This window comes from Thalassobellus sediminis (assembly GCF_044386045.1).
In the GTDB taxonomy this organism is placed as follows: domain Bacteria; phylum Bacteroidota; class Bacteroidia; order Flavobacteriales; family Flavobacteriaceae; genus Thalassobellus; species Thalassobellus sediminis.
Genome location: NZ_JBISCD010000040.1, coordinates 538528 through 561297 on the forward strand (window position 1 = coordinate 538528; position 22770 = coordinate 561297).

The 22770-nt window shown below is 30.9% G+C and carries 22 protein-coding genes and 1 pseudogene; 5 read left to right on the forward strand and 18 right to left on the reverse strand.

What is annotated here, in order from left to right:
• Positions 1-76: 76 nt before the first annotated feature.
• Positions 77-1096 carry a phenylalanine--tRNA ligase subunit alpha gene (gene pheS, locus ACH5TW_RS08995; RefSeq protein WP_439336171.1) on the reverse strand — a complete coding sequence of 340 codons (1020 nt, stop codon included), beginning with the start codon at positions 1094-1096 and terminating at the stop codon, positions 77-79.
• A 145-nt stretch (positions 1097-1241) separates the two neighbouring features.
• Complete coding sequence (locus ACH5TW_RS09000) at positions 1242-1598, reverse strand: hypothetical protein (protein ID WP_439336172.1); 357 nt, start codon at positions 1596-1598, stop codon at positions 1242-1244.
• Positions 1599-1765: 167 nt separating this feature from the next.
• Here ACH5TW_RS09000 and ACH5TW_RS09005 point away from each other — a divergent pair, with 167 nt between their 5' ends.
• Complete coding sequence (locus tag ACH5TW_RS09005) at positions 1766-2281, forward strand: CvpA family protein (RefSeq protein ID WP_439336173.1); 516 nt, start codon at positions 1766-1768, stop codon at positions 2279-2281.
• A 2-nt stretch (positions 2282-2283) separates the two neighbouring features.
• On the opposite strand, the gene ACH5TW_RS09010 is transcribed toward ACH5TW_RS09005, so the two are convergent.
• Both ACH5TW_RS09010 and ACH5TW_RS09015 read right to left on the reverse strand, forming a co-directional pair.
• Complete coding sequence (locus tag ACH5TW_RS09010) at positions 2284-2646, reverse strand: hypothetical protein (protein WP_439336174.1); 363 nt, start codon at positions 2644-2646, stop codon at positions 2284-2286.
• 34 nt (positions 2647-2680) lie between these two features.
• The gene (locus ACH5TW_RS09015; RefSeq protein WP_439336175.1) at positions 2681-3571 is read right to left on the reverse strand and encodes a DUF6607 family protein; all 891 of its coding nucleotides are present in this window, start codon (positions 3569-3571) and stop codon (positions 2681-2683) included.
• 151 nt (positions 3572-3722) lie between these two features.
• Between ACH5TW_RS09015 and ACH5TW_RS09020 the strand changes: the two genes are divergently transcribed.
• The 3 genes from ACH5TW_RS09020 to ACH5TW_RS09030 are packed head-to-tail and all read left to right on the forward strand — an operon-like array spanning position 3723 to position 6879.
• A complete protein-coding gene (locus ACH5TW_RS09020) occupies positions 3723-5756 on the forward strand; it encodes a TonB-dependent receptor plug domain-containing protein (protein WP_439336176.1) in 2034 nt (677 codons plus the stop codon).
• An 18-nt stretch (positions 5757-5774) separates the two neighbouring features.
• Entirely contained in the window at positions 5775-6398 is a 624-nt protein-coding gene (locus ACH5TW_RS09025) for an HmuY family protein (protein WP_439336177.1), read from the forward strand.
• A 31-nt stretch (positions 6399-6429) separates the two neighbouring features.
• On the forward strand, positions 6430-6879 hold the full coding sequence (locus ACH5TW_RS09030) for a DoxX family membrane protein (protein WP_439336178.1): 450 nt from the start codon (positions 6430-6432) through the stop codon (positions 6877-6879).
• A 160-nt stretch (positions 6880-7039) separates the two neighbouring features.
• On the opposite strand, the pseudogene ACH5TW_RS09035 reads toward ACH5TW_RS09030, so the two are convergent.
• Positions 7040-7675, reverse strand: a pseudogene (locus ACH5TW_RS09035) (SulP family inorganic anion transporter); the annotation flags it as partial.
• Positions 7676-7694: 19 nt separating this feature from the next.
• On the opposite strand from ACH5TW_RS09035, the gene ACH5TW_RS09040 reads away from it, so the two are divergent.
• Positions 7695-7952 (forward strand): CvpA family protein, encoded by a 258-nt coding sequence (locus tag ACH5TW_RS09040; protein ID WP_439337504.1) that lies wholly within the window; start codon positions 7695-7697, stop codon positions 7950-7952.
• 52 nt (positions 7953-8004) lie between these two features.
• On the opposite strand, the gene ACH5TW_RS09045 is transcribed toward ACH5TW_RS09040, so the two are convergent.
• From ACH5TW_RS09045 to ACH5TW_RS09105, 13 genes are all read right to left on the reverse strand, one after another.
• Positions 8005-8634 carry a carbonic anhydrase family protein gene (locus ACH5TW_RS09045; protein WP_439336179.1) on the reverse strand — a complete coding sequence of 210 codons (630 nt, stop codon included), beginning with the start codon at positions 8632-8634 and terminating at the stop codon, positions 8005-8007.
• A gap of 11 nt (positions 8635-8645) precedes the next feature.
• A complete protein-coding gene (locus ACH5TW_RS09050; protein ID WP_439336180.1) occupies positions 8646-10508 on the reverse strand; it encodes a SulP family inorganic anion transporter in 1863 nt (620 codons plus the stop codon).
• A 49-nt stretch (positions 10509-10557) separates the two neighbouring features.
• Positions 10558-11184: a DUF2490 domain-containing protein gene (locus tag ACH5TW_RS09055; RefSeq protein WP_439337505.1), complete on the reverse strand. Its 627-nt coding sequence runs from the start codon at positions 11182-11184 to the stop codon at positions 10558-10560.
• Positions 11185-11322: 138 nt separating this feature from the next.
• Complete coding sequence (locus ACH5TW_RS09060) at positions 11323-12921, reverse strand: SulP family inorganic anion transporter (RefSeq protein WP_439336181.1); 1599 nt, start codon at positions 12919-12921, stop codon at positions 11323-11325.
• Between the two features lie 82 nt (positions 12922-13003).
• Complete coding sequence (locus ACH5TW_RS09065; RefSeq protein ID WP_439336182.1) at positions 13004-13306, reverse strand: hypothetical protein; 303 nt, start codon at positions 13304-13306, stop codon at positions 13004-13006.
• Positions 13307-13361: 55 nt separating this feature from the next.
• The gene (locus ACH5TW_RS09070; protein ID WP_439336183.1) at positions 13362-14120 is read right to left on the reverse strand and encodes a tetratricopeptide repeat protein; all 759 of its coding nucleotides are present in this window, start codon (positions 14118-14120) and stop codon (positions 13362-13364) included.
• A gap of 1 nt (position 14121) precedes the next feature.
• The gene (locus ACH5TW_RS09075) at positions 14122-15897 is read right to left on the reverse strand and encodes a BatD family protein (protein ID WP_439336184.1); all 1776 of its coding nucleotides are present in this window, start codon (positions 15895-15897) and stop codon (positions 14122-14124) included.
• Between the two features lie 67 nt (positions 15898-15964).
• On the reverse strand, positions 15965-16798 hold the full coding sequence (locus tag ACH5TW_RS09080; RefSeq protein ID WP_439336185.1) for a tetratricopeptide repeat protein: 834 nt from the start codon (positions 16796-16798) through the stop codon (positions 15965-15967).
• Between the two features lie 68 nt (positions 16799-16866).
• Positions 16867-17907 (reverse strand): vWA domain-containing protein, encoded by a 1041-nt coding sequence (locus tag ACH5TW_RS09085; protein WP_439336186.1) that lies wholly within the window; start codon positions 17905-17907, stop codon positions 16867-16869.
• 70 nt (positions 17908-17977) lie between these two features.
• A complete protein-coding gene (locus ACH5TW_RS09090) occupies positions 17978-18982 on the reverse strand; it encodes a vWA domain-containing protein (protein ID WP_439336187.1) in 1005 nt (334 codons plus the stop codon).
• Positions 18982-20643: a hypothetical protein gene (locus tag ACH5TW_RS09095; RefSeq protein ID WP_439336188.1), complete on the reverse strand. Its 1662-nt coding sequence runs from the start codon at positions 20641-20643 to the stop codon at positions 18982-18984. The genes ACH5TW_RS09090 and ACH5TW_RS09095 overlap by 1 nt, the downstream gene beginning before the upstream one ends.
• Positions 20644-20658: 15 nt before the next feature.
• Complete coding sequence (locus tag ACH5TW_RS09100) at positions 20659-21525, reverse strand: DUF58 domain-containing protein (protein WP_439336189.1); 867 nt, start codon at positions 21523-21525, stop codon at positions 20659-20661.
• 114 nt (positions 21526-21639) lie between these two features.
• Positions 21640-22641: an AAA family ATPase gene (locus tag ACH5TW_RS09105; RefSeq protein ID WP_439337506.1), complete on the reverse strand. Its 1002-nt coding sequence runs from the start codon at positions 22639-22641 to the stop codon at positions 21640-21642.
• Positions 22642-22770: the final 129 nt, after the last annotated feature.

A 22770-nucleotide genomic window follows, 5' to 3' on the forward strand; every position in this document is an offset into this window, starting at 1 on the left:
AAGCAATTTAAAATTATTAAGATAAAAAAGACTACTAAATCATAATATCCTAAAAATAGCTTAAAAGCATCCATATTTACAAAGCACTCTTAAACTGCTCTAAAAACCTAACATCGTTTTCACTTAATAAACGAATATCTCCTATTTGATGCAATAGCATGGCAATACGATCTACACCTACACCAAAAGCGAATCCTGAATATTCTTTGGCATCTATTTTACAGTTTTCTAAAACATTAGGATCTACCATACCGCAACCACCAATTTCTAACCATCCTGTGCCTTTGGTTATTTTATAATCAGTTTCGGTTTCTAATCCCCAATACACATCTATTTCTGCACTTGGTTCTGTAAACGGAAAGTATGATGGGCGTAAACGGATTTTACTTTTCCCAAACATTTCTTTAGTAAAGTGTTGAAGCGTTTGTTTTAAATCGGCAAAACTAACATCCTTATCTATATACAAACCTTCTACTTGATGGAAAAAACAGTGCGAACGCGCCGATATAGCTTCGTTTCTATAAACACGTCCTGGTGAAATAGTACGAATAGGCGGTTTATTATTTTCCATATAACGCACTTGTACCGAACTGGTATGCGTACGCAATAAAATATCTGGATTTGTTTGAATAAAAAACGTATCCTGCATATCACGTGCTGGATGATATTCTGGTAAGTTTAAAGCAGTAAAGTTGTGCCAGTCATCTTCTATTTCTGGACCTTCACTTACGTTAAAACCAATACGAGAAAATATATCTATAATTTGATTTTTAACTATTGATATGGGGTGACGTGCTCCTATTTGAACCGGTTCTCCTGGGCGAGATAAATCGCCGTAAACACCTTTTACTTCTTCGTTGCTTTCTAGTTCTTCCTTTAAAGCATTTACCTTGTCTTCAGCTGTTTTTTTAAGCTTGTTGATGGTTTGACCAAATTCTTTCTTTTGGTCGTTTGCTACGTTTTTAAACTCGGCAAAAAAGTCGTTTAATAATCCTTTTTTACCTAAATATTTTATTCGGAATGTTTCAACCTCTTCTTTTGATTGTGCTTTAAAAGCTTCGGCTTCTGCTATAAGTTCTTTTATCTTATCTATCATGACGTCATTTCAAAAATGAATGCAAATTTAATCATTTTATTGGGATTTGCGTTAAGGATTGTAGCGGCATCCTTTTTACTTTTTTGTAAAAAGATATAGCGGAAAGCCTGACTTTTTGTTTTTCTCAAAAAGTAACGCCCAAAAACTAATCTATAAATTCGGTTTCTAAAAAATAGTTTACAATGGCTTCTTTCATTAAAACGCTTTGCTCACCTGCTTTTAAATGTGGTAAAGCTTCTAAGGTTTTGTAATGCGGCCAACCCTCTTCGTCTACAAAATCGAGTTCGTAATACCCATAAGGCGTTAGCACTTTACAAATGGCAATGTGCATTAAATCTAACTTTTGATCCTTTTTAAAGGCTCTATCTAGCTGCCCTAGTTCTTGCACTCCAATCAAGTATATAATGGCATCAAGATCTAGTGGGTCTCCATCGGCAAATTGATTTGACAGTTTTTCTACCACCAAATCCCAGCGTTCCTTTAATTGTTCGTCTCTTGCCATTAAGTTTTTTTGTAATTATGATGAGTTCCCGATATTAAATCGAGATTAGTTCAACTAAAGAATTTATAAACAACTATAGTTTAAAATATTAGTTTCACTAATTAAAGCGGCAAAGTTAATAAACATAAGTGTGACTATTATTTTATATTTGCTTAAATTGTATACTTATGAGTGTTATTGATATTGTTTTAGGAGCTTTAATTTTATTTGGACTTATAAGAGGTTTTATGAAAGGCCTTTTTGTTGAAGTTTCCTCTTTAATTGCTCTAGTTGCAGGTGTTTATGGGGCTATACATTTTAGCAACTTTGCTGCTGAATTTTTACTGACTAAAACCGAATGGGATGAAAAAACCATAAATATTGTTGCTTTTGCTGTTACATTTATTATTATTGTTTTAGCCATAGCCTTAGCAGGAAAAGCGCTTACTAAATTAGCTGATTTTGCTGCGCTTGGTATTTTAAACAAATTGCTTGGAGGTGTTTTTGGGGCTTTAAAAATCGCCCTTATTTTAAGTATTGTTCTAAATATTTTTGATAAACTAAATAGCACGATTACGTTTGTTGATGAAGAAAACATAGAGGAAACCATACTTTACAAACCTGTAAAGGAAATATTTCCAATGATTTTCCCGAATCTTTTAGCACCTAAAGAAACGGATGCTACTTCTGAGGATAATGCTTAAAATCAGTTGTTATTAATAGTAAAATTTTTAAGCATTTTATCTAAGCCTAATTGAAACAAGGTTCCGTTTAATAGATCTTGCATATCTTTTAATTCGGCATAACTCATTGCAAAGCTTGTTTGCGGATTTGGAGCTTCTAATAGTAATGATTTGTAATAATTATTCTTTTTACAATCATCGCAATAACAAGATTTTTTTATAGATTTTTCTACATTTTTAGAGAACTGAAAAAGTTCGTTTTCTGTTAAAAACAAGCCCGTATTTCTAAAAACTAACTGAATCTTCTTAAAATCTTTAGCAGCACATCTTTTCCATTGGAATGAGATTCCGAAATTATTATAATAAATTGTGTTTATATCATCCATAGCTAAAAAAAATGTGCTGTTAAAAAATTATTTACTAGTTTAAAAACTTATTTATGATGTTTCTTATGTCTTTCCTTGTCGCAGTATTATCTAAAGCAAATAAGTACTCATACAGCTTTTTACCATCTACTTTTTCTTTTAATTTTACCTCGTTATTTTCAGTAAAAACGGTATCCCATTCTTTTCTAATTTTCAGCCAAACCTTATTGTTTTTCTTCCACCATGCTTTGGCAACCTGACATTTTTCATCGGCTACTTTTCTGTAAATATTATAGCCCTTTTCTTGAACCAATAATTCGTCTTCAGCTTCTTTTGTTCTTATAACTTTATCATTATCCTGTTCGTGTAACCAACCATAATCTGTAAGTTGTACTCGGTTTCCTCTTACTAAAATGTTATAATCATCTCTTTTAGAGTATTCACGTCTTGGAAGTGGTGCATCAGTCTTGTTTTCCCAAAAACGTTTTCCATCGACATGAACCCATGTTGCTGAACCGGAATAACGCGGACTATCATCTACTTGATATACTTTTTGAGACCACTGTCCTTTTACTTCATCTTCAGATACACTTTTTACATCCCAAGTGTTTTTTGCTTTATATGTAAATAAACTTCTGTTTTCAAATTCCCAATCTTGTCGCCAATGCTTAATAACCATAGTATCATTAACAACTAGTAAATGTTGGATGGCAATTTTATTGTCTTTATCGGTTACTAATTCTGCCCATTCTAAGGCGTGTGCTCTGTAATCATAAGCTTTTTCATAAGCAATATCTGGAGAAAAAGTTTCGGCATATTTAAACTTAATTTCATAACAACCACACATATCCTTTATGGCATTTTGATCTTTTTCTTTTTTGGTTTGTGCATTCACTTGTAATGAAAATGCTAAAAATAATAATGGTAAAAGTGCTAATTGTTTCATTTTTAATGTTTTGATATTAATGATTAAAAAAAGTTTAAAATTTATCTATTCTTATTTAGACTGAATTAAAATAACTTATATATTTGCAGCAAATTAATTAAGAATGATTCTAAATAAAAAATATTTCTGTATTTATTTTTCACTTTTTTTTGTGAGCTATTCTTTTTCTCAAGAAAGTAATGCCTCAAAAGATTCTACAAAAACTAAAGATTTAGATGAAATAATAATAACAGCAACACGGACAACGAGGCAATTATCGTCTTTACCACTACCCGCTCAAATAATTAGTAAAAAAGATATTGAAAGCTCTAACTCGGTTAGACTAAATGATATTTTAAATGAACAGACAGGTTTAATTACCGTTTCAGATTTTGGTGGAGGCGATGGTATTCAATTACAAGGTTTAGATGCGCAATACACCTTAATTCTTGTTGATGGTGTACCGCTTGTGGGACGTTCGGCAGGTACGCTAGACCTTAATAGAATTACTGTTGGTAACACAAAACAAATAGAAATAGTTAAAGGCGCTTCTTCCTGTTTATACGGAAGTGAGGCTCTTGGAGGTGTTATTAATATAATTACCGAAACTCCTAAAGAAGGGTTAAATGGTCATGTAAATTACAGGCATGCTAGCTTTAACACCTATGATTTAAGTAGCTCCATTAATTACAAAAAACAGAAATTTGGAATAACTACTTTTTTAAATAGATATAGTAGTGATGGCTATGATTTAGATAAAAGTGATGATTTAAAAACTATAGAACCTTTTAGCAATTATACTTTAAACACAAAAGTTACTTATAACTTTTCAAAGACTACCAATCTTTTAATTTCTGGTAAATATTACACACAAAACCAAGATTATGTGGCATCAGCTACCTTAGAAGGAGAAAGCAAAATAAACGAGTGGAACACGCATTTAAAGCTAGGTCATACCTACAATAAAAAATGGCATAGTTATTTTGAATTTTATGCTACGCGTTATAAAGCCAACGAATATTTAAATAACCCTGATGAATCTAGGTTTAGTGATAGTTATTTTAATCAATTTTTAATGCGTCCAGAAATTAGAGCAACTTTTAATCCTTCTAAAAAAAGTGCTTTTATTGGTGGTTTAGGTTGGAATCATGAAACGTTGAAGAGAACTGACTTTTCAACCAATCCAGAATTTAATTCACCTTATGCTTACTTACAATATGATACAAACCCAAATGAGAATATAAATATTATTCTAGGAGCTCGTTTTGATAATCATAATAAATACAAATCGCAGTTCAGCCCCAAAGCGGCTATTAGATATGAATTTAATAGCGAATTAGCTATTAAAGCATCTGTTGGTTACGGATTTAAGACTCCCGATTTTAGACAATTATATTTCGATTTCACCAATGCCACCGTTGGATACACCGTTTTAGGTTATAATGCGGTTGCCACAAAAATTCCAGAACTACAAGCAGAAGGACAAATTGCTAACCTTATTATACCTATTACTGAATTTGAAAGCGATTTAAATTCTGAAAATTCTATAAGCTTGAATTTAGGTGCAGATTACCAACCTTTTTCTTCCTTAAAATTACATCTAAATATTTTTAGAAATAGTATTAACGATTTAATTGATACTCGTGTTATTGCTAACAAAACGAATGGACAAAATGTATTTAGTTACTTCAATATAAATACGGTATACACTCAAGGTATTGAATTTAATACCAATTGGAAACCCAATAATAACTTAAAAATTTCTGGAGGCTATCAATTACTTATTGCTAAAGATAAAACAGCAGAAACAGCTTTTAAAAATGGTACTGTTTACGCAAGATCATCTTCTAGTTCACCGTCCTTTCAACTTAAAAAAGAAGACTATTTCGGTTTATTTAATAGATCGCGCCATATGGGAAACATTAAGGTATTTTACGAATTCACAAAATGGAATTTAGATGCCAACATTCGCGGAACCTATCGAAGTAAATATGGCATTATAGATAGCAACGGAAATACATATTTAGACCGCTATGATGATTTTGTAAAAGGCTACACCATTTGGGATTTTGCCCTAAATAAAACACTATTTAAAAACCATAAAATAGGCTTTGGTATTGATAATATTTTAGGGTTTACTGACCCTCAAAATATCACTAATATTTCAGGACGTATTATTTATGGAAAATTACACATTCAATTTTAATAATTATATATAAACACTATGAACACATTTAAATTTTTAACATTAGTCGCTCTTTTTATTGGTTTTTCATCTTGTAATGATGATGATACTCCAACTATTTTAGACATAGAATCTAAAACCATTTCAAACTTGCATGCGCCTCAATCTGGTGGTCAAGGGCAACCAGTATCTGGTGCATTTACTAAGTTTAATTTTGAAACAGGCGAAACAACAACAAGTGAAACCGATTGGGATATTGCCTTTAGAGGAACTTCTATTATTGTAAACGGAGGCATTTCTTTAGAAACAACTGATGAACCTGATAGAACAGGAGATGCTGCTGTGTATATTGCTAATGGCACCATAGCTTCAATTAACGAAGTAGATACATCTCTTTTTACACAAGATTCGGATACAGGATATGCCATTACAACAGGAAGCGGAAACGGATGGTATACATATGCTGGCCCTCCTACTCATTTAATTAGTCCAACTCCTGGAAAAATTCTTGTTTTTAAAACCAATAACGGACTTTATGCAAAAGTAGAGATTTTGAGTTATTATGAAAATGCTCCTGATAATCCTGATGCTTTTGTAGATGCAACGCCTTACTACACTTTTAAATATGTATACCAACCTAATGAAGGTGTAAATACTTTTTAATTTTGAAATTTGCCTTATAAAAATTAAACATATGAAATTATCAATCAGCGTATTTTATATTGTAGTTCGTATAATTCTTGGTGGATTTATGGTCTATGGTGGTATTCATAAATTTGAAAAACCTATTCCGAGTCCTATTGAAGTTTTAGAAACAGCTAATAAGTTTTCATCACCCGAAAAAGAATCAACACTTCAAAAAGTATTATATATAAGTGGATCTAAACAAACTGGGTATTTTTGGCAAGTACTTGGAATTTGTGAGTTACTCTTTGGAATACTTTTAATTATTCAAGGTTCAGGATTTATTGGCGCCCTTTTTTTGCTCCCTATTACATTACACATTTTCCTTTTTCACTTGTTTTTAGAACCTGATGAGATTGGAGAACTTATACAAACAGGTGTTTTATTTACAATAAATATAATACTTGTTTTAAAAGAAAAAGAAAGGTGGAAACACTTACTTTGGATAAAACCTATTTAGATAAAAGCCACTCATTGAGTGGCTTTTATTTTTATTTAAGAGTAAATTAATCTTATACTACTTCAAATAAGTTTTAAAAAACAATTTGGTTACTTGTATTCAAATCAAAAAACCAACTAATCTATCGCGGTTTTTCTTAAAACCTTTCCAACATTATGTTTTAATATAGGTCTCTTACATTTGCCTTTATCCATTCTAAACACATATTAAAATTTTCAAATATATGTTCTCTTAAAATTAAATCTGGAATAATATCGATACGTTCCATCATATATTTTGGCTGATTCAATAAGCCTACAAAAAGCACTTAAATGTTTTTCTTACTCAAATCTTGAAGCATATCTTCCATGTCATATAACCCTGATTGATCCATATATTGCATACGTCCTAACCTGATTATAACAGTTTTTGCTGTGTCTGGTATTTGAGCCGTTAATTGCTGAAAATCGCTTGTAGAACCAAAAAACAAAGGCCCTTTAAGGTGTTTTATAAAGACTTCTTCTTTTAAAGGTTTTACATCACTTCTTTTCGCAATTAAATCACCTATTTTTTTTATAAACATTAAAGAAGCAATTACCTAGAGTAATTAAAATTCCAGCAATCATTCCAGATAGTATTGTTTTACCACCAGATGCAATATTAACAACGGTTCTTATAGTAACACCTGCACCTGGAACACCTCCAAAAATGGCTGGAATACTGTTTCCAACACCTTGACCAACAAGCTCTTTATTTGGTTTGTGCTTAGTTTTAGTCATATTATCGCTACTACACTTGTTAACAAAGAATCTATTGCTCTTGCTGGAAAAGCACTTATTAAGCTTGCAAATTTTGCTGCACTTGGAATTATTAATAAACTACTTGGTGGTGTTTTTGGAGCTTTAAAAATTGGATTGATTTTAAGTGTAGTTCTAATTGTTTTTAGTAGAATGAATAATACAATTCCATTTGTTGATGATAAAAGTTTAGAAGAGTCTATACTTTACAAACCAGTAAAACCTTTAATGCCAATGATTTTTCCAAATATTCTAAATCCTAAAAACGAAGAATCTTCAGCTGATAGTGAAGCATAAAAAAGCCGCTTTTACACGGCTTATTTTTCTTTCTATTATTTTTGTTGCTTTTCTACAACATTTCTACTTTGCCTGTATGTAAATTATAAACACCACCTACAATTTTTATATCACCATTATCTTCCATTTCTTTTAAAATTGGAGACTTTTCGCGAATACGATCTATTGTTAGCATTACATTGTTTGCTACTGTAGCAGCAACAAATGCTTTATTTGATGAATTAGCTTCACCTTCAACTTCTTCAGATGATTTACGAACTGCTGGCATAATATTATCTAAAAGAGCTGTAATATTTCCAAGCTCTACACCATCGCAAGCTGCTTTTACAGCGCCACAAGCTTCATGACCTAAAACAAGTACTAATTTACTTCCTGCTACTTTACAAGAATACTCCATACTTCCTAAAATATCTACATTTTCGAAATTTCCTGCTACACGTGCTACAAAAATATCTCCAATAGCTTGATCTAAAACTGTTTCTACTGGTACACGAGAATCTATACACGATAATACAACCGCTTTAGGGTTTTGACCTCCTGTTGTTTGATCAATTAAAGCTTTGTTGTCTACGGCTTGTAAATCTGCACTTGTAAAACGTGCATTACCATCTATTAAATCTTTTAAAACACTAGCAGGAGTCATTTCAGCCTGCATATCTTTTGTTATTGCAATATTTTTCATTTTATTATATTTTAAATTACATTTTTTACGTTTTCTTTTACCCACTCTAAACAACTAGAGAAAGTTTTAAATATGTTTTCTTTTGGTATTAAATCTGGTATAATACCTATGCGCTCTAACATATACGTTGGTTGCTCTAATACATCTACAAAAAGCACCTTAACTCCGTTTTTATCCAAATCAATTAATATATCTTCTAAAGTAAATAAACCTGATTGATCTATATAAGGCATTTTACCCATTCGTATAATTACAGTTTCTGCTGTATTAGGTATTTGTTTTGCTAATTGTTGAAAATCGTTTGTTGATCCAAAAAACAAAGGCCCATTAATATGCTTAATAAATACTTCTTCTTTTAAACTTTCAGGAAAATCTATTTCATCATCCCAAGCCTCTTCTTTTAATGTAACAACATCAGATCTTTTTGCGGTAACTTCTCCAATTTTTTTCATAAAAATTAATGATGCTATCACTAATCCAATTCCAACGGCGTAAACTAAATCCCAAAATGTTGAAAGTAATAATACTACTAACATAATTACGACTTCTGAACTTATTTTAACAGGTCCTAATTTAACATCTTTTGGAAGACTAGGAATTGCTTTTAACCCCTTATAATCCATAACACCAATACCAACAGTAATTAAAACTCCTGCCAAAACAGCTGCAGGTATTTTTGAAGCAATCGGACCTAATACTAGTAATATGAATAAAAGCATTATACCTGCTATCATTCCTGATAGCTTCGTTTTACCTCCAGATTTAATGTTTATAACTGTTCTAATAGTAGCACCTGCCCCTGGAATTCCTCCAAAAATGGCCGCTATAGTATTTCCTAAACCTTGACCTACTAATTCTTTATCTGGTTTATGCTTAGTTTTCGTCATATTATCTGCTACTACAGATGTTAACAACGAATCGATAGCTCCAAGCAGAGATAAAGTAAATGCAGTAAATATATATGGTTTTATTGTTTTCAAATTAAAACTGGAAAAAATTTCGAAATTTGGCATCGGAATTCCAGTTGGAATTTCTTCAATTGGACGATAATTTAGGTTAAAAATTAAAGCAATTCCTGTCATAACAACAAGTGCTATTAACGTGCTGGGTATTGCAGTAGTTATTCTTTTAAACCCATAAATAATTAATATAGTCCCTATTGCTAAGGCTAGTTCTAAAAAACTAATGTTTTTTATAGCTCTTGGTAATACTATAAATGTTCCTAAAACTCCTGAAGATTCTTTTCCCGCCAATGTTTTAGCCTCTTTTAATATATCTTCTTGAGTTATTTTATTTGCCCTTTTTATAGTTTCTTTAAAATTTTCAAGAACTAAAATACCCTCTCCAGCTTCATCTTTTAAAATGTTTTCTAAAATTATTTCTTCTGCTTGAGGTTTAAATTTATCTACATAACTAAAATCTTCTTTTGAATAATAACCAATTGATGGTAAAATTTGAGTTACTAATATGATAACACCTATGGCTGTCATAAAACCAGAAACTACTGGATATGGTATGTAACGAATATACTTACCAAAGCCTAATAATCCTAAACCTACTTGCAAAATACCTGCTAAAAGAAAAACTGTTAATATAATTGGTAAAGCTTGATTTACATCACCATCGTTGGCTGCAATTATTGAAGCTATTACAACCATACTCACTGCGGTCATTGGAGCTGTTGGCCCTGAAATTTGAGTATCTGTACCTCCAAAAAGAGATGCAAAAAAAGCTATAAAAATAGCACCATATAACCCAGCACTAGGTCCTAATCCAGATGACACACCAAAAGCTAATGCAAGTGGTAAAGCTACAATACCTGCAGTTATACCTCCAAAAAGGTCTCCTTTTAGATTTGAAAATAAATTCTTCATTTTACCTAATTTCTAACAAGTTACTAGTAAACATTTATAAAACAAACTTTTAAAAGTTAACAAATGTGATAATATTAAATTGATCTCTACTCATTGTTTCAAAAAATTGATTCATATAACCAGCCTCAATTCTTATATCCTTATTTAAGTTGTAACCTAAACCTAAATAAACCCTATTCCTATCAAAAATAGAGGTTTTAGTGTTTAAGAATATTTCATTGTATGCTGACAAATAATACTTTTTATTTTCAATTTCTTTCTTACCTAAAGGTACTTTTAATGCTAAAAAATAGCGAAATCTTAATTTAAAATCACTTTCTACAAAACGTTGTTCAAATCTATACCTATGACTTAACTTAATACTTCCTATATTTTGTTTAGAAGTAAATTGCTGAAAAATACGATGCTCATTTACAGATACTTTATTATCTGATTGACCAATATAATTCTCAGATAAAATATAACCATAACCTAACAATACATTGTTTTTGTTTTCGTTAAAGGTATAACCCAAACCCGTTCTTAATAAAAGCTGTTCTAAATCTCCAATAGCATTATAATTTCTATACTGAACTTCGTTATGAATATTCCATTTACTATTAAGTTTTTTGTTTCCAATATAAATAAGCCAATTACCGAAATTACTGTCTTGACTAAAACTTAACATAGGAAGCATTAAAACAATTACTATTATTATAGCTTTATAATTACCACAAGCAAAAATGATATGCTTGGTATTGATAAAAAAGTTTTTCATATTTTGAATTTATACAGCAACGACTTAACGTTTACTATTTTTTTCCTAAAATTTAGTTTAACTTAAACTTAAATTCGATTTAGGTCTTAATTCAAAAAACTCAATAAAACTTTCAGGGTTTTCTACAACGCCTCTTTTTGAAATTAACTTAATATTAATATTTCTTTCTTTTGCTTTAAACGCAAAATCCTCTAAAATTTCAATAATATCGTTATCTAAGTATCTCGTTTTCATTAAATCGATCTCTAAATAAGAATTTTCTGGAACAGAATCTAGTTCTTTTAAAATAGCTGCTTTATTAAAGAACGTTACTTCTTCGGCTAAAGTCATTTTAAGTTTGCCATCATCAACATCTTCACCTTCTTTATGTAAAAAGTGTGAGTTTTGAAAGCTTTTTTGTAATATCACAAATATTCCTACTGCTAAACCTAAACCAATTCCTAATAATAAATCTCCTGTAATTACCATAGGTAATACTGTTGCCATAAATGGCACATATTGTTTCCACCCTAATTTATACATTTTCTTAAACGTTGATGGTTTTGCTAATTTAAAACCAACAATAAATAGTACTGCTGCCAATACAGAAAGTGGAATCTTATTTAATAATGTTGGAATAAGAATAACTGATATTAATAAAAAGAAACCATGAATTATAGCAGATAGTTTACTTTTACCTCCTGATTGAATGTTTGCAGAACTTCTTACAATTACTTGTGTTATTGGTAAGCCTCCTATTAAACCAGAAACAATATTTCCAGTTCCTTGAGCAAATAATTCTCTATTGGTAGGGGTTACATTTTTATCTGGATCTAATTTATCTGTAGCTTCAACACAAAGTAAAGTTTCTAAAGACGCAACTAATGCTATAGTAAAAGCTGTAATCCAAACCTCCATTTTTCCAATAGCTGTAAAATTTGGAAAACGAAATTGACTCTTAATAGTGTCTATACTATCTGGTACAGATACTAATTGGCTTTTTATAAGCTCTAAAGAACCATCTTTTGTTAAAACATAAAAAATTATACCTACAACTACTGCTACCAAAGGCCCTTGAACTAGTTGAAATATTTTTCCTTTTTTAGAAAGTATATTAGACCATAAAAGTAAAATTGCTAAGGCTATCAATCCAATTACTGTAGCCCCAATACTAATATTACCACTTATCAATGCATTAAAGGCTCTTGAAAGTCCTGCCATTAAATTTTCACCTTCAAACTGAAGAAACTCATAATTACCTACTGGGTTTTTTCCCATTCCAAAAAAGTAAGGAATCTGTTTTAAGATAATAATTATTCCTATACCAGTTAGCATACCTTTTATTACTGATGAAGGGAAAAAATAACCAATAATACCTAAACGTAATACCCCAAATAATAGTTGTATTAAACCACCAAGTACAACGGCTACTAAAAAATTCTCGTACCCTAAAGATGTTATGGCAGTTAAAACTATAGCTGCTAAACCTGCAGCAGGTCCACTTACCCCTATTTTAGACCCACTTATAGCACCTACAACTACTCCTCCAATAATACCAGATATTAATCCAGAAAAAAGTGGTGCTCCACTCGCTAATGCAATACCTAAACATAATGGTAATGCTACAAAAAATACAACTATACTCGCTGGTAAGTCTGCTTTTATATTTTTAAACATACTATATAAAATTTTAGTTAATAGCAAAACACTAAAAACTGTTAATAATTAATTTAGACCTTAATAGCCTATAAATCTATAATTATAATATGTTATGGTCTGGAGGAGGAGAAATAAGATTTAAGTTTGGCTTTGCATATTTCTTAAAGTAATACTGAACGTTATTTTCTGCTACATTTAAAGCAAAATCTGATTCAATACTATTATATTCTGAAAAGAAAACCTCTTTGTCTTTACTTTTTTCAATGCCTTTTTCTTCTTCTTCAGAAGAGGCATAAAAAGTAGTAATGTCAATAGAATCATCAACCAAAAGAATAACCGTTGGAGCCACTAAAAGCACCACGAAAATGGTTGATAATAATATAGAAATTATACTTCTTCTCATTTATAATGATTTTCTTAAAAAAGCTAATATATAGTATTTTTTGATAAAAAAGTAATTAAAACACTTTCAACATTTTAATGTCCTTGAATGGAACCCAGCCAATTTTTCCATCAGAAAGTTTAATTTTTTTCCATTCGTTATATGTTTCTAACACCTGAACTTTAGTGCCTTCATGCAACCTAAAAGATTCTTCACTTCTTGAATTAGGATCGCTCTTTACTTTGCATTCTTGTGCAAAAACAATTGCAGGATTATCCTTCTTATCTAAATTATATCTATGAAAAGCAAAAACAAGTGTTATAAAAACAAATATAAGCGCCGTTAAACTTCCTATAAAAGTTATACGTTTGTTTAAAGTAGAATAAGCAAAATAATAGATTAAAAATAAAATAACGAAACAAAATACTAACCCAACAGATGCTTTTGCCCAATTATCAAAAGGCATCAAATTTGTTACATTTTTTACAAGTTTTGAAAATCCAGTTACAGGAATAACATCAATAGCATCAATGGTCATGTTTTTTGCAAATGCCATGTTGTTTTTTATATCGGTATCATCTGGTGATAACTGAAGTGCTTTTTCATAATAAAAAATACTTGGTGCTATATTATTAAGCTTATAATTAGCATTTGCTATATTAAAATACAAATCGGCAGAATGCTTTCCACTTTCTAATATGGTTGTATAATTATCAATAGCTTCTGCATATTTGCCTTGATTATACAATTCATTCGCTTTTTTAAATAAAGCTTGGTTTTGAGAAAAACCAGATAAACTTAACAAAAACGATAGTATGTAAATTAGCTTTTTCATGTTAACGTACTTGTTTATCAATTAAAGAAATAGCTTTAGCCGCCTTATCATAATCTTCTTGCATTGTCACAACATCAATAGGCGTATAACGTGCTAATTCACAACTTTCTAAAATACTAACAAAATCTTTTATTGGCTGTTCATCAACTTGTTTTTCTTTAAGTAAATTATTGATTTTCTCTTTACTTAAATCATTGGTTTCAATATGTAATTTTGCTTTTAAATAATTGTGTAATGCTTTCTCTAAAGCAATGTAAAATGCCTCTTTTTGTCCAAGAGATTTTTTGGCTCCTTTTAAATATTTCTTAGCTAACCTATCTGCTTTTCTAATACGGTTTCCATAAACATCAGCATCTCTTGTTGCTTTTTTATTTCTTACAACAATAGCTAACGGAATGGCTAAAAAAGGAAACAATAACAAGCTCCAAAATAAATTTGTTTTAAAGAAGTAAGTTGGCTTTATACTTGTAAAATTTGACGCAGTTTTAATAAATGCAAATTGGTCATTATTTAAAACAACTGGTTGCTTTCCTGTATTAGAAACCGCAACACTTTCATTAGTATTGGCAGCATTTGTTGGTCCGTTTGAAACATCAATTATAATTTCTTGTGATGTTAAACGCTTATAGCTTTTTGTTTTTAAATCGAAATAAGAAAATGAAATATTTGGTATAGGATACTTACCTTTATATTGTGGTACGACGGTATAACTATCAGAAATACTTCCTTTCATGCCCGATAAATTAGTTGTTACCTTTTCTTTATGTTCTGGCTCGTAAACTTCTAAAGAACTTGGCAACGAAACTTTAGGAAGTTTAAATAATTTTAAATTACCATTTCCTCGAACCTCAACTTTTAATTGTAACGATTCAGAAGCGTCTAATTCTTTTTTTGATGCAAATACATTAAAATCAAAATCACCAACAGCACCTGTAAAATCGGCTGGTTTTCCGGCCTCTGGTAATGGTTTCACATTAATAATCTTGCTTCCAGCAGAAATATTTCTATTAACACGCGTCATTAATCGGCTTCCAAAAATATCTCGTCTATTTGTAGGAACGCGCATTGCAAGATTTAAAGTAAGCGGTTCTATTTTTAACTTACCCGTTTTTTGAGGATATAAAACTACTTTTTTATAAACTAAATACCTGTAATCTTCCCCTTTATAAGTGCCGTTCTGTACTTTAGATCCTTGAGTATCTATATTCTGACTCCAAAAATCATTATATCTTGGACTATCTGCTTCATTAAAATTATCGACAGCTATTGTTGGAGATACATAAATTTTATAAACTACTGTTATAGCTTCGTTTAAATAAGGATTAGTATTAGATACTTCTGCTACTAAATGAATATTCTCTGATGCTATAAAATTAGGATCGTTAGGATCTTTTGGTTTATCTACAGCTGCGGTAACCTGTATTTTAATTGGTAATGTTTTGTATGTTTCTCCATCTATTGTAATACGGGCTTGTGAAATGGTAAAATTACCTCGCTTTTTAGGTGCTAAAAAATAGCTATATGTTTTTTTATAAGTCCGCTTACCATTAATCCAAGAATTACTTACAGATTGGTTAGGTCCTCCAACTACAGTAAAATTATCAAAGCTTGGTGGGTGAAAGTTATCGCCATCTTGATTCATTTCAAAATCAAGACGTAAACGCTCATTCATTCCTAATGTTTTCTTACTCGCCTTTGCTTCAAATTTAACTTGTGCTGAAGCTATACTTGTTGTAAGTATAAATAGTAATATCGATATGTATTTTATAAACTTCATATTCCTTCAATCTATATTCTCAAAATATAATATTTCAATGGATTCCTGTTTATACAGGAATGACAGATTACCAATCTTTATCAGTTTTTATTTTAACGCCTTTTCTCTTTTCTGCATTCATTTTCTCTTGAACTTTTTGTTCTTGATTATTCATGGCTTCTAATAAATTTTTCATTTGCTGAGGCGACATTTGTCCTGGTTGAGGCTTTGGTTTTTGCTCATCTTTCTTTTCTTCATCACCCTTTCCTTTATCTTCTTTTTCATCTTTAGGTTTTCCTTCATCATCCTTTTTGTCGTCCCCTTCTTTTTTATCTTGATCGCCTTCGTCTTTCTTGTCTTGATCTTTGTTTTCTCCGTCCTTATCTTTTTTGTCGTCTTGCTTGTCTTTATCTTTATTATCCTTATTCTCGTCGTCTTTATTATCGTCTTTTTGGTCTTGCTTTTGCTGTTCGGCACATACTTTTGCTAAACCTAAATTGTACCGTGTTTCATTATCAGCAGGATTGTTTCTTAATGCATTTTTATAAGCTTCAACAGCCTCTTTACATTTTTTATTCTGCATTAAAACATTTCCTATATTGTGAAATGCTTTATGCTTTTCTGCTTTAGATGTTGCAGATTCTGCCGCTTCTTGAAGTCTAAACAATGCTTCATCAAAGCTTCCTTTTTTTATGTATGAACTTCCTAAATTATATATACCTGCTACTGTTGATGGATTTTCTGAAATAGCTTTTCTATAGGCCATTTCGGCAGAAACAAAATCATCTTCACCTATTAAATTATTAGCTTCATAAACATAATTATTAGCTTTCTTTAATGCCAATAATTGCTCTTTATCTTTTTCTTGAGCAAAAGATATTGTTGTAATTAGTAGTAATATATATGTTGCTATTTGTTTCATTCTATTCTAATATATAAAACCTTCTTGCTTTTCTTCGTTAAAAAAAATATAAAATATTTTCGTTGATGCTATAGGTTTTCATTAAATAAATTCAGCTTCTTTAACCAAGCTGTTTTACGCTCTAACAAGAAAACATCTAATAATAAGAAGAAAACACCAAAACCTAAAAACCATTGAAACTGATCTTTAAAATCGGCAAATTGTTTAGCTTCAAATTCTGTTTTGTCCATACCATTTAAAATCTCACGTATATTTTCAACAACATTATTTGTATTCTTTCCATTAATATATGCACCATTAGCTGCATCAGCTATATTTTTTAGCGTTTCTTCATTTAAACGTGTAATAACGGTTTCTCCTTGGCTATCTTTTTTATAATTTAAAACAATACCATTTCTTTTTTCTGGAATAGGCCCTCCTTTTATATCGCCTACACCAATGGTAAAAATCCTGATACCTTCTTCGCTAGCTTCTTCTGCAACATTTGCTGCTTCTTCACTGTGATCTTCTCCATCAGAAATTATAATTAAGACTCTATTGGTTTGTTCTTCATCATCAAAATATGTTTTTGACAATTCAATAGCTTCATTAATGGCTGTTCCTTGAGACGATAACATATCGGTATTCATGCTTTGTAAAAACATTTTTGCCGATGCATAGTCTGTTGTTATTGGTAGTTGGGGAAATGCTTTTCCTGCGTAAGCAATAATACCTACACGATCACTAGCCAAATTATTAATAATTTGCGTTACCAATTGTTTTGATTTTTCCAATCGGTTTGGAGCAATATCTTCTGCCAACATACTTTTAGAAACATCTATTGCAAAAACAATATCAACCCCTTCTCGTTTAACCGTTTCTAATTTCGTTCCATTTTTCGGATTTACCAGCGCTATAGATAGACATGCAAAAGCCAGACAAAGCAAAACTATTTTTAATGTAGTCTTGAAAAATGATTTATTAGGACTTAACCTATTCATCATTTTTTTATCAGCAAATTTTTTCTGCACACTTCGTTTCCAAATTTGAAGTAATAGAAACAAGACAACTATCACCGGAATGATAAGCAACGTCCAAAACCATATTTTTTCTTCTAATAAATCAAACATATATTACTCTACAAATTCTAATTTTTAATTTCAAATAATTCTCGCTTTCGCGGAAATAACAAAAAACATACTACACGAAACTTCTAAAAATTGTAAATCGCCCTAGTAATTCTAAAAGCAATAAAATCCCTGCTAACAGTACTAATGAGCGATATTTTTCTTCGTAATTATAAAACTTAAACTCTTCTACCTCTGTTTTTTCTAACTTATTAATTTCGTTATAAATTTCTTCTAACTTTTTATTATTAGTGGCTCTAAAATATTTACCGCCCGTAACATTAGCTATTTCTTTAAGTAATGTTTCATCAATTTCAACTTGAGCACGACCATATTGAAATTGTCCGTTAGGTAAAATACCAATAGGCGATAACGCCATTCCGTTGGTTCCTAAACCAATGGTATATGTTTTTATACCATATTCAACAGCTAATTCACTAGCTATTTTAGGATCTATAAATCCGGAATTGTTAACCCCATCTGTCAATAAAATAATGACTTTACTTTTTGCTTTACTATCTTTTAATCGGTTTACAGAAGTCGCTAACCCCATGCCAATTGCTGTGCCACCTTCAATAATCGTATTATATTTAATACTTTTTAAAGAACGTAGTACAATAGCTTTATCGCTAGTAATTGGTGTTTTTGTGTAACTTTCGCCCGCATATTCTACCAAACCAATTCTATCATTTGGTCTGCCTTTTATAAACTCTGCAGCCACATTTTTAAGGGCTTCTAATCTATTAGGCGATAAATCTTTAGCCAACATACTAGCCGATACATCTATTGCCATTACAATATCAATACCTCTTGTTGTTTTTGTTTTTGTTGATACATCAACGGTTTGAGGTCTTGCCAATGCGGTAATTAATAATGTCAGGGCTAATAAACGCAATACAAATAACACATGCTTAACTCTTGGCAACCATGAATTGGTGACTTTAAAGCCTTTTAAACTTGATATTTTAAGTTCTGCTGTCTGCTTTTTGTTTTTTATAATATACCAAAGTATAACTAGTGGTAACAAAAGTAACAACCAGAACCATTGTTTATTTAAAAATTCTATCCCCTCAAACATTATTCCTCTGCTTTTTTAAGTTCAACTGAATTTAAAATACGTTCTACTATTTTATCTGCATAAACATCTCCTCTAGGATATGTAAGAACTATTTGTTGTAATACGTTTTCTGAAACAAATTGCAATAATATGTAACTACCATCTTGAACTTTTTGGGTTAAAGGATTTTTAGCTTTTAGAGTTCCGTAAGTTTTTAAACCTTCAGCTCCATTAGGAGTTGTAAATTTATCTCTTAAAACAACAATATCATGAGCACCTTGTTGTTCCATACCTTTTATGGTACCTTCTGAAACTTGCTCAATGTTTATCTTATTTTCACCTAAATTTTTATACGTTGTCGTATTAACCATAATACTAAATGATTCTATTAAAGAACCATACATAAATGATGTCATATTCACTTGAGCTTTTACCTCATCTGGCACAGGTAATTCTGTTCTTTTTAAAACTTTAGGCGTACTTATTGTTACAGGGGGCACACCATATTGACTATTTACCCAATCGCCTTCTAAAAGTTCTATGCTATCATGACCAATAATAGTGTCTTTTACATATTGGAAACCATATTTTAAACCAAACCCAACAAATGTTGCTATTAAAAGGAATACGCCTATTGCAACAGTAATTATAATTTTCTTGCGTTTCTTTTTACGTTCTAATTCTTCTCTATATTTTTCATCTAAAAGCTTTTCTTCCTCTGTAGGTTCTGGCAATGCTTCTTTTACATGATCTATTTCAATATCAATAGTATTTCTATCTAATTTAGCTAATTCAACATCGACAGCAGACTTAGCGAACTTAACTAAATCGGCACGTTTTAAAATACTTTCAAGGTTTTTAATATCTTCTTTACTTAAATCTACTTGATTACCTGCTTTTAGTAAATAAAGTCTGCTTATAAGTTCGTCTGTGGTACTTTCTAAAGCACGATCATAAACTTTTTCATCAAGATATTTTCTAATAATAAACGTCAGCTCAGAATAATATTCTTTTATCTCATCACTTTGCAAATAATGACTTTCATCTAATTTTTTTAAAGCTAATTTAGCGCGATCGTAAGGCGGAAGTAAAGCAATTTGTTCTTCTTCAGTTAATGGCTTTTTTCTCCAAATAAACCAGTAAATTAAAAACCCAACAATACCAATAATTAAAAGAGTAAGTAAAAGGTATTTCCACCAATTACTCGATGGTTTTTTAACTTCCATAATAGGTTTAATATCATAAAGCCCTTGTTTTGTAGTATCTATAACCACATTATTAACTTCAACTTTTAACGAATCGGTAAAAAATGTTTTATCTCCAATAATAATTTTTTGCCTTGGTATGGTGTACGCACCAGAATCAAATTGGGTTAATCCATACTTTTTTATAAGATTGAATTTACTTCCTTTTTTTAAAGTATCAACTTTATAAGATTCTATCATTTCTAAAGGCGAAAATGATTGCCCTTCTGGAAATACTACCAAACTTGTAGAATCGGCTTCTACTTGAATATGATATGTTATTTGTTCGCCAATTTTTATGGATGTTGAATCTATTGCAGAAGTAACTTGAGCAAACGAGAAAAAAGAAAATAGAATAAAGAATACCGTAAAAATGACCGAAGACGGGAGACCGAAAACGGAACTTTTTTTATTCAAATATTGTATATCGTAAATCATAAATCGTTAATCTTTTTAACCTCTTCTTTTAAAATACCCTAACAGTTTTTTTACATAGCTTTCATCTACACGACAATCTATAGTACCAGCACCTGCCTTTTTAAAACTATCTTTATAATAATTAACCTTTTCGTTATAAAACTTACCGTAATTAAGTCGCACTTTTTTTGAAGCTGTATTTACCAACATCAATTCACCCGTTTCTTCATCTTGCATTTGTACCATTCCTAAGTTTGGTATTTCTTCTTCTCGCTTATCATACACTCTAATACCAGTAACATCATGTTTTCCTGATACTATTTTCATGGTTTGATGGTAATCATCGGCTATAAAATCAGACAGTACAAAAACAATGGCTTTTTTCTTCATTACATTTTGCATGAATTTTAAAGCTTCAGCCAAATTAGTATGTTTACTTTCTGGTTCAAACTCAATAAGCTCGCGAATAATACGAAGCACATGCGAACGTCCTTTTTTAGGTGGAATATAAAGTTCTACTTTATCTGAGAATAAAATAAGTCCTATTTTATCGTTATTCTGTGTTGCAGAAAACGCTAAAGTTGCTGCTATCTCTGTAACAACCTCATTTTTAAATTGTTCGTTTGTACCAAATAATTCTGAACCTGAAACATCTACCATAAGCATCATGGTAAGCTCGCGTTCTTCTTCAAAAACTTTTACATAAGGCTCGCTGTATCGTGCAGTAACATTCCAGTCTATATTTCGAACATCATCACCAAACTGGTATTGACGAACTTCACTAAAAGTCATACCACGACCTTTGAAGGTTGAATGATATTCGCCTCCAAAAACATGATCAGACAACCTACGTGTCTTGATCTCAATTTTACGTACTTTTTTTAGTAATTCTTTAGTATCCATTTATTCAGTAAACAGTTTTCAGTCGCAGTTTTCAGTTATCAATAAACCGTTGAGTTCTTTTAGTATTCAGTTGAGTAAACCTCTGCTCACTGAGACTGAATACTAGAAACTCATTTATGGTACTTCTATTTCGTTTACTATTTTATTGATGATATCTACCGAGGTTACATTTTCTGCTTCGGCTTCATATGTAATACCTATTCTGTGTCTTAACACATCATAAACAACGGCACGAACATCTTCTGGAATAACATAACCACGACGTTTAATAAAAGCATAACATTTTGCAGCTGTTGCTAAATTAATACTTCCACGAGGCGATGCTCCAAACGAAATTAATGGTTTTAAATCGGCAAGTTTATATTTTTCAGGATAACGTGTTGCGAAAATAATATCAAGAATATATTTTTCAATTTTCTCATCCATATACACTTCGCGAACCGCCACTTGCGCTTTCAATATTTGTTCTACTGAAACCACAGGATTTACTTTATCCCAAGCACCTTTTAAATTTGCTCTCATTATTAATTGCTCTTCTGCAATTTTAGGATAATCAATTACTGTTTTTAACATGAAACGGTCAACCTGTGCTTCTGGCAATACATAAGTTCCTTCTTGCTCTACAGGATTCATAGTTGCCATAACTAAAAATGGCTTATCTAACTTAAAGGTTTCATCGCCAATAGTTACTTGTTTTTCTTGCATGGCTTCTAATAAAGCCGATTGTACTTTTGCTGGCGCTCTGTTAATCTCGTCTGCCAAAACAAAGTTTGCAAAAATAGGTCCTTTTTTTATAGAAAAATCATTAAGCTTCATGTTATAGATTAACGTACCTGTAACATCTGCTGGTAATAAATCTGGTGTAAACTGTATCCTGCTAAAGCTTCCATCTACGGCTTGTGCCAAGGTATTAATGGCAAGGGTTTTTGCTAACCCAGGAACACCTTCTAATAGAATATGTCCTTGTCCTAACAACCCAATTAATAAACGTTCAACCATATGCTTTTGCCCTACGATGACTTTGTTCATCTCTAGCATTAATAAATCAACAAAAGCACTTTCCTTTTCAATTTTCTCGTTAATTGTCTTAATATCAATTGTACTGGTTTCTTCCATCATTTTTAATTTTTTAAAAGCTCGAATATACTGCCCTTATTTGAGCATTGCAAATTGTTAAAATTTTTCGGTAAAGCCTGTTAACAATTGGTTAAAATATTTTTCTAGCGTCATTAATTATTGGTTAAA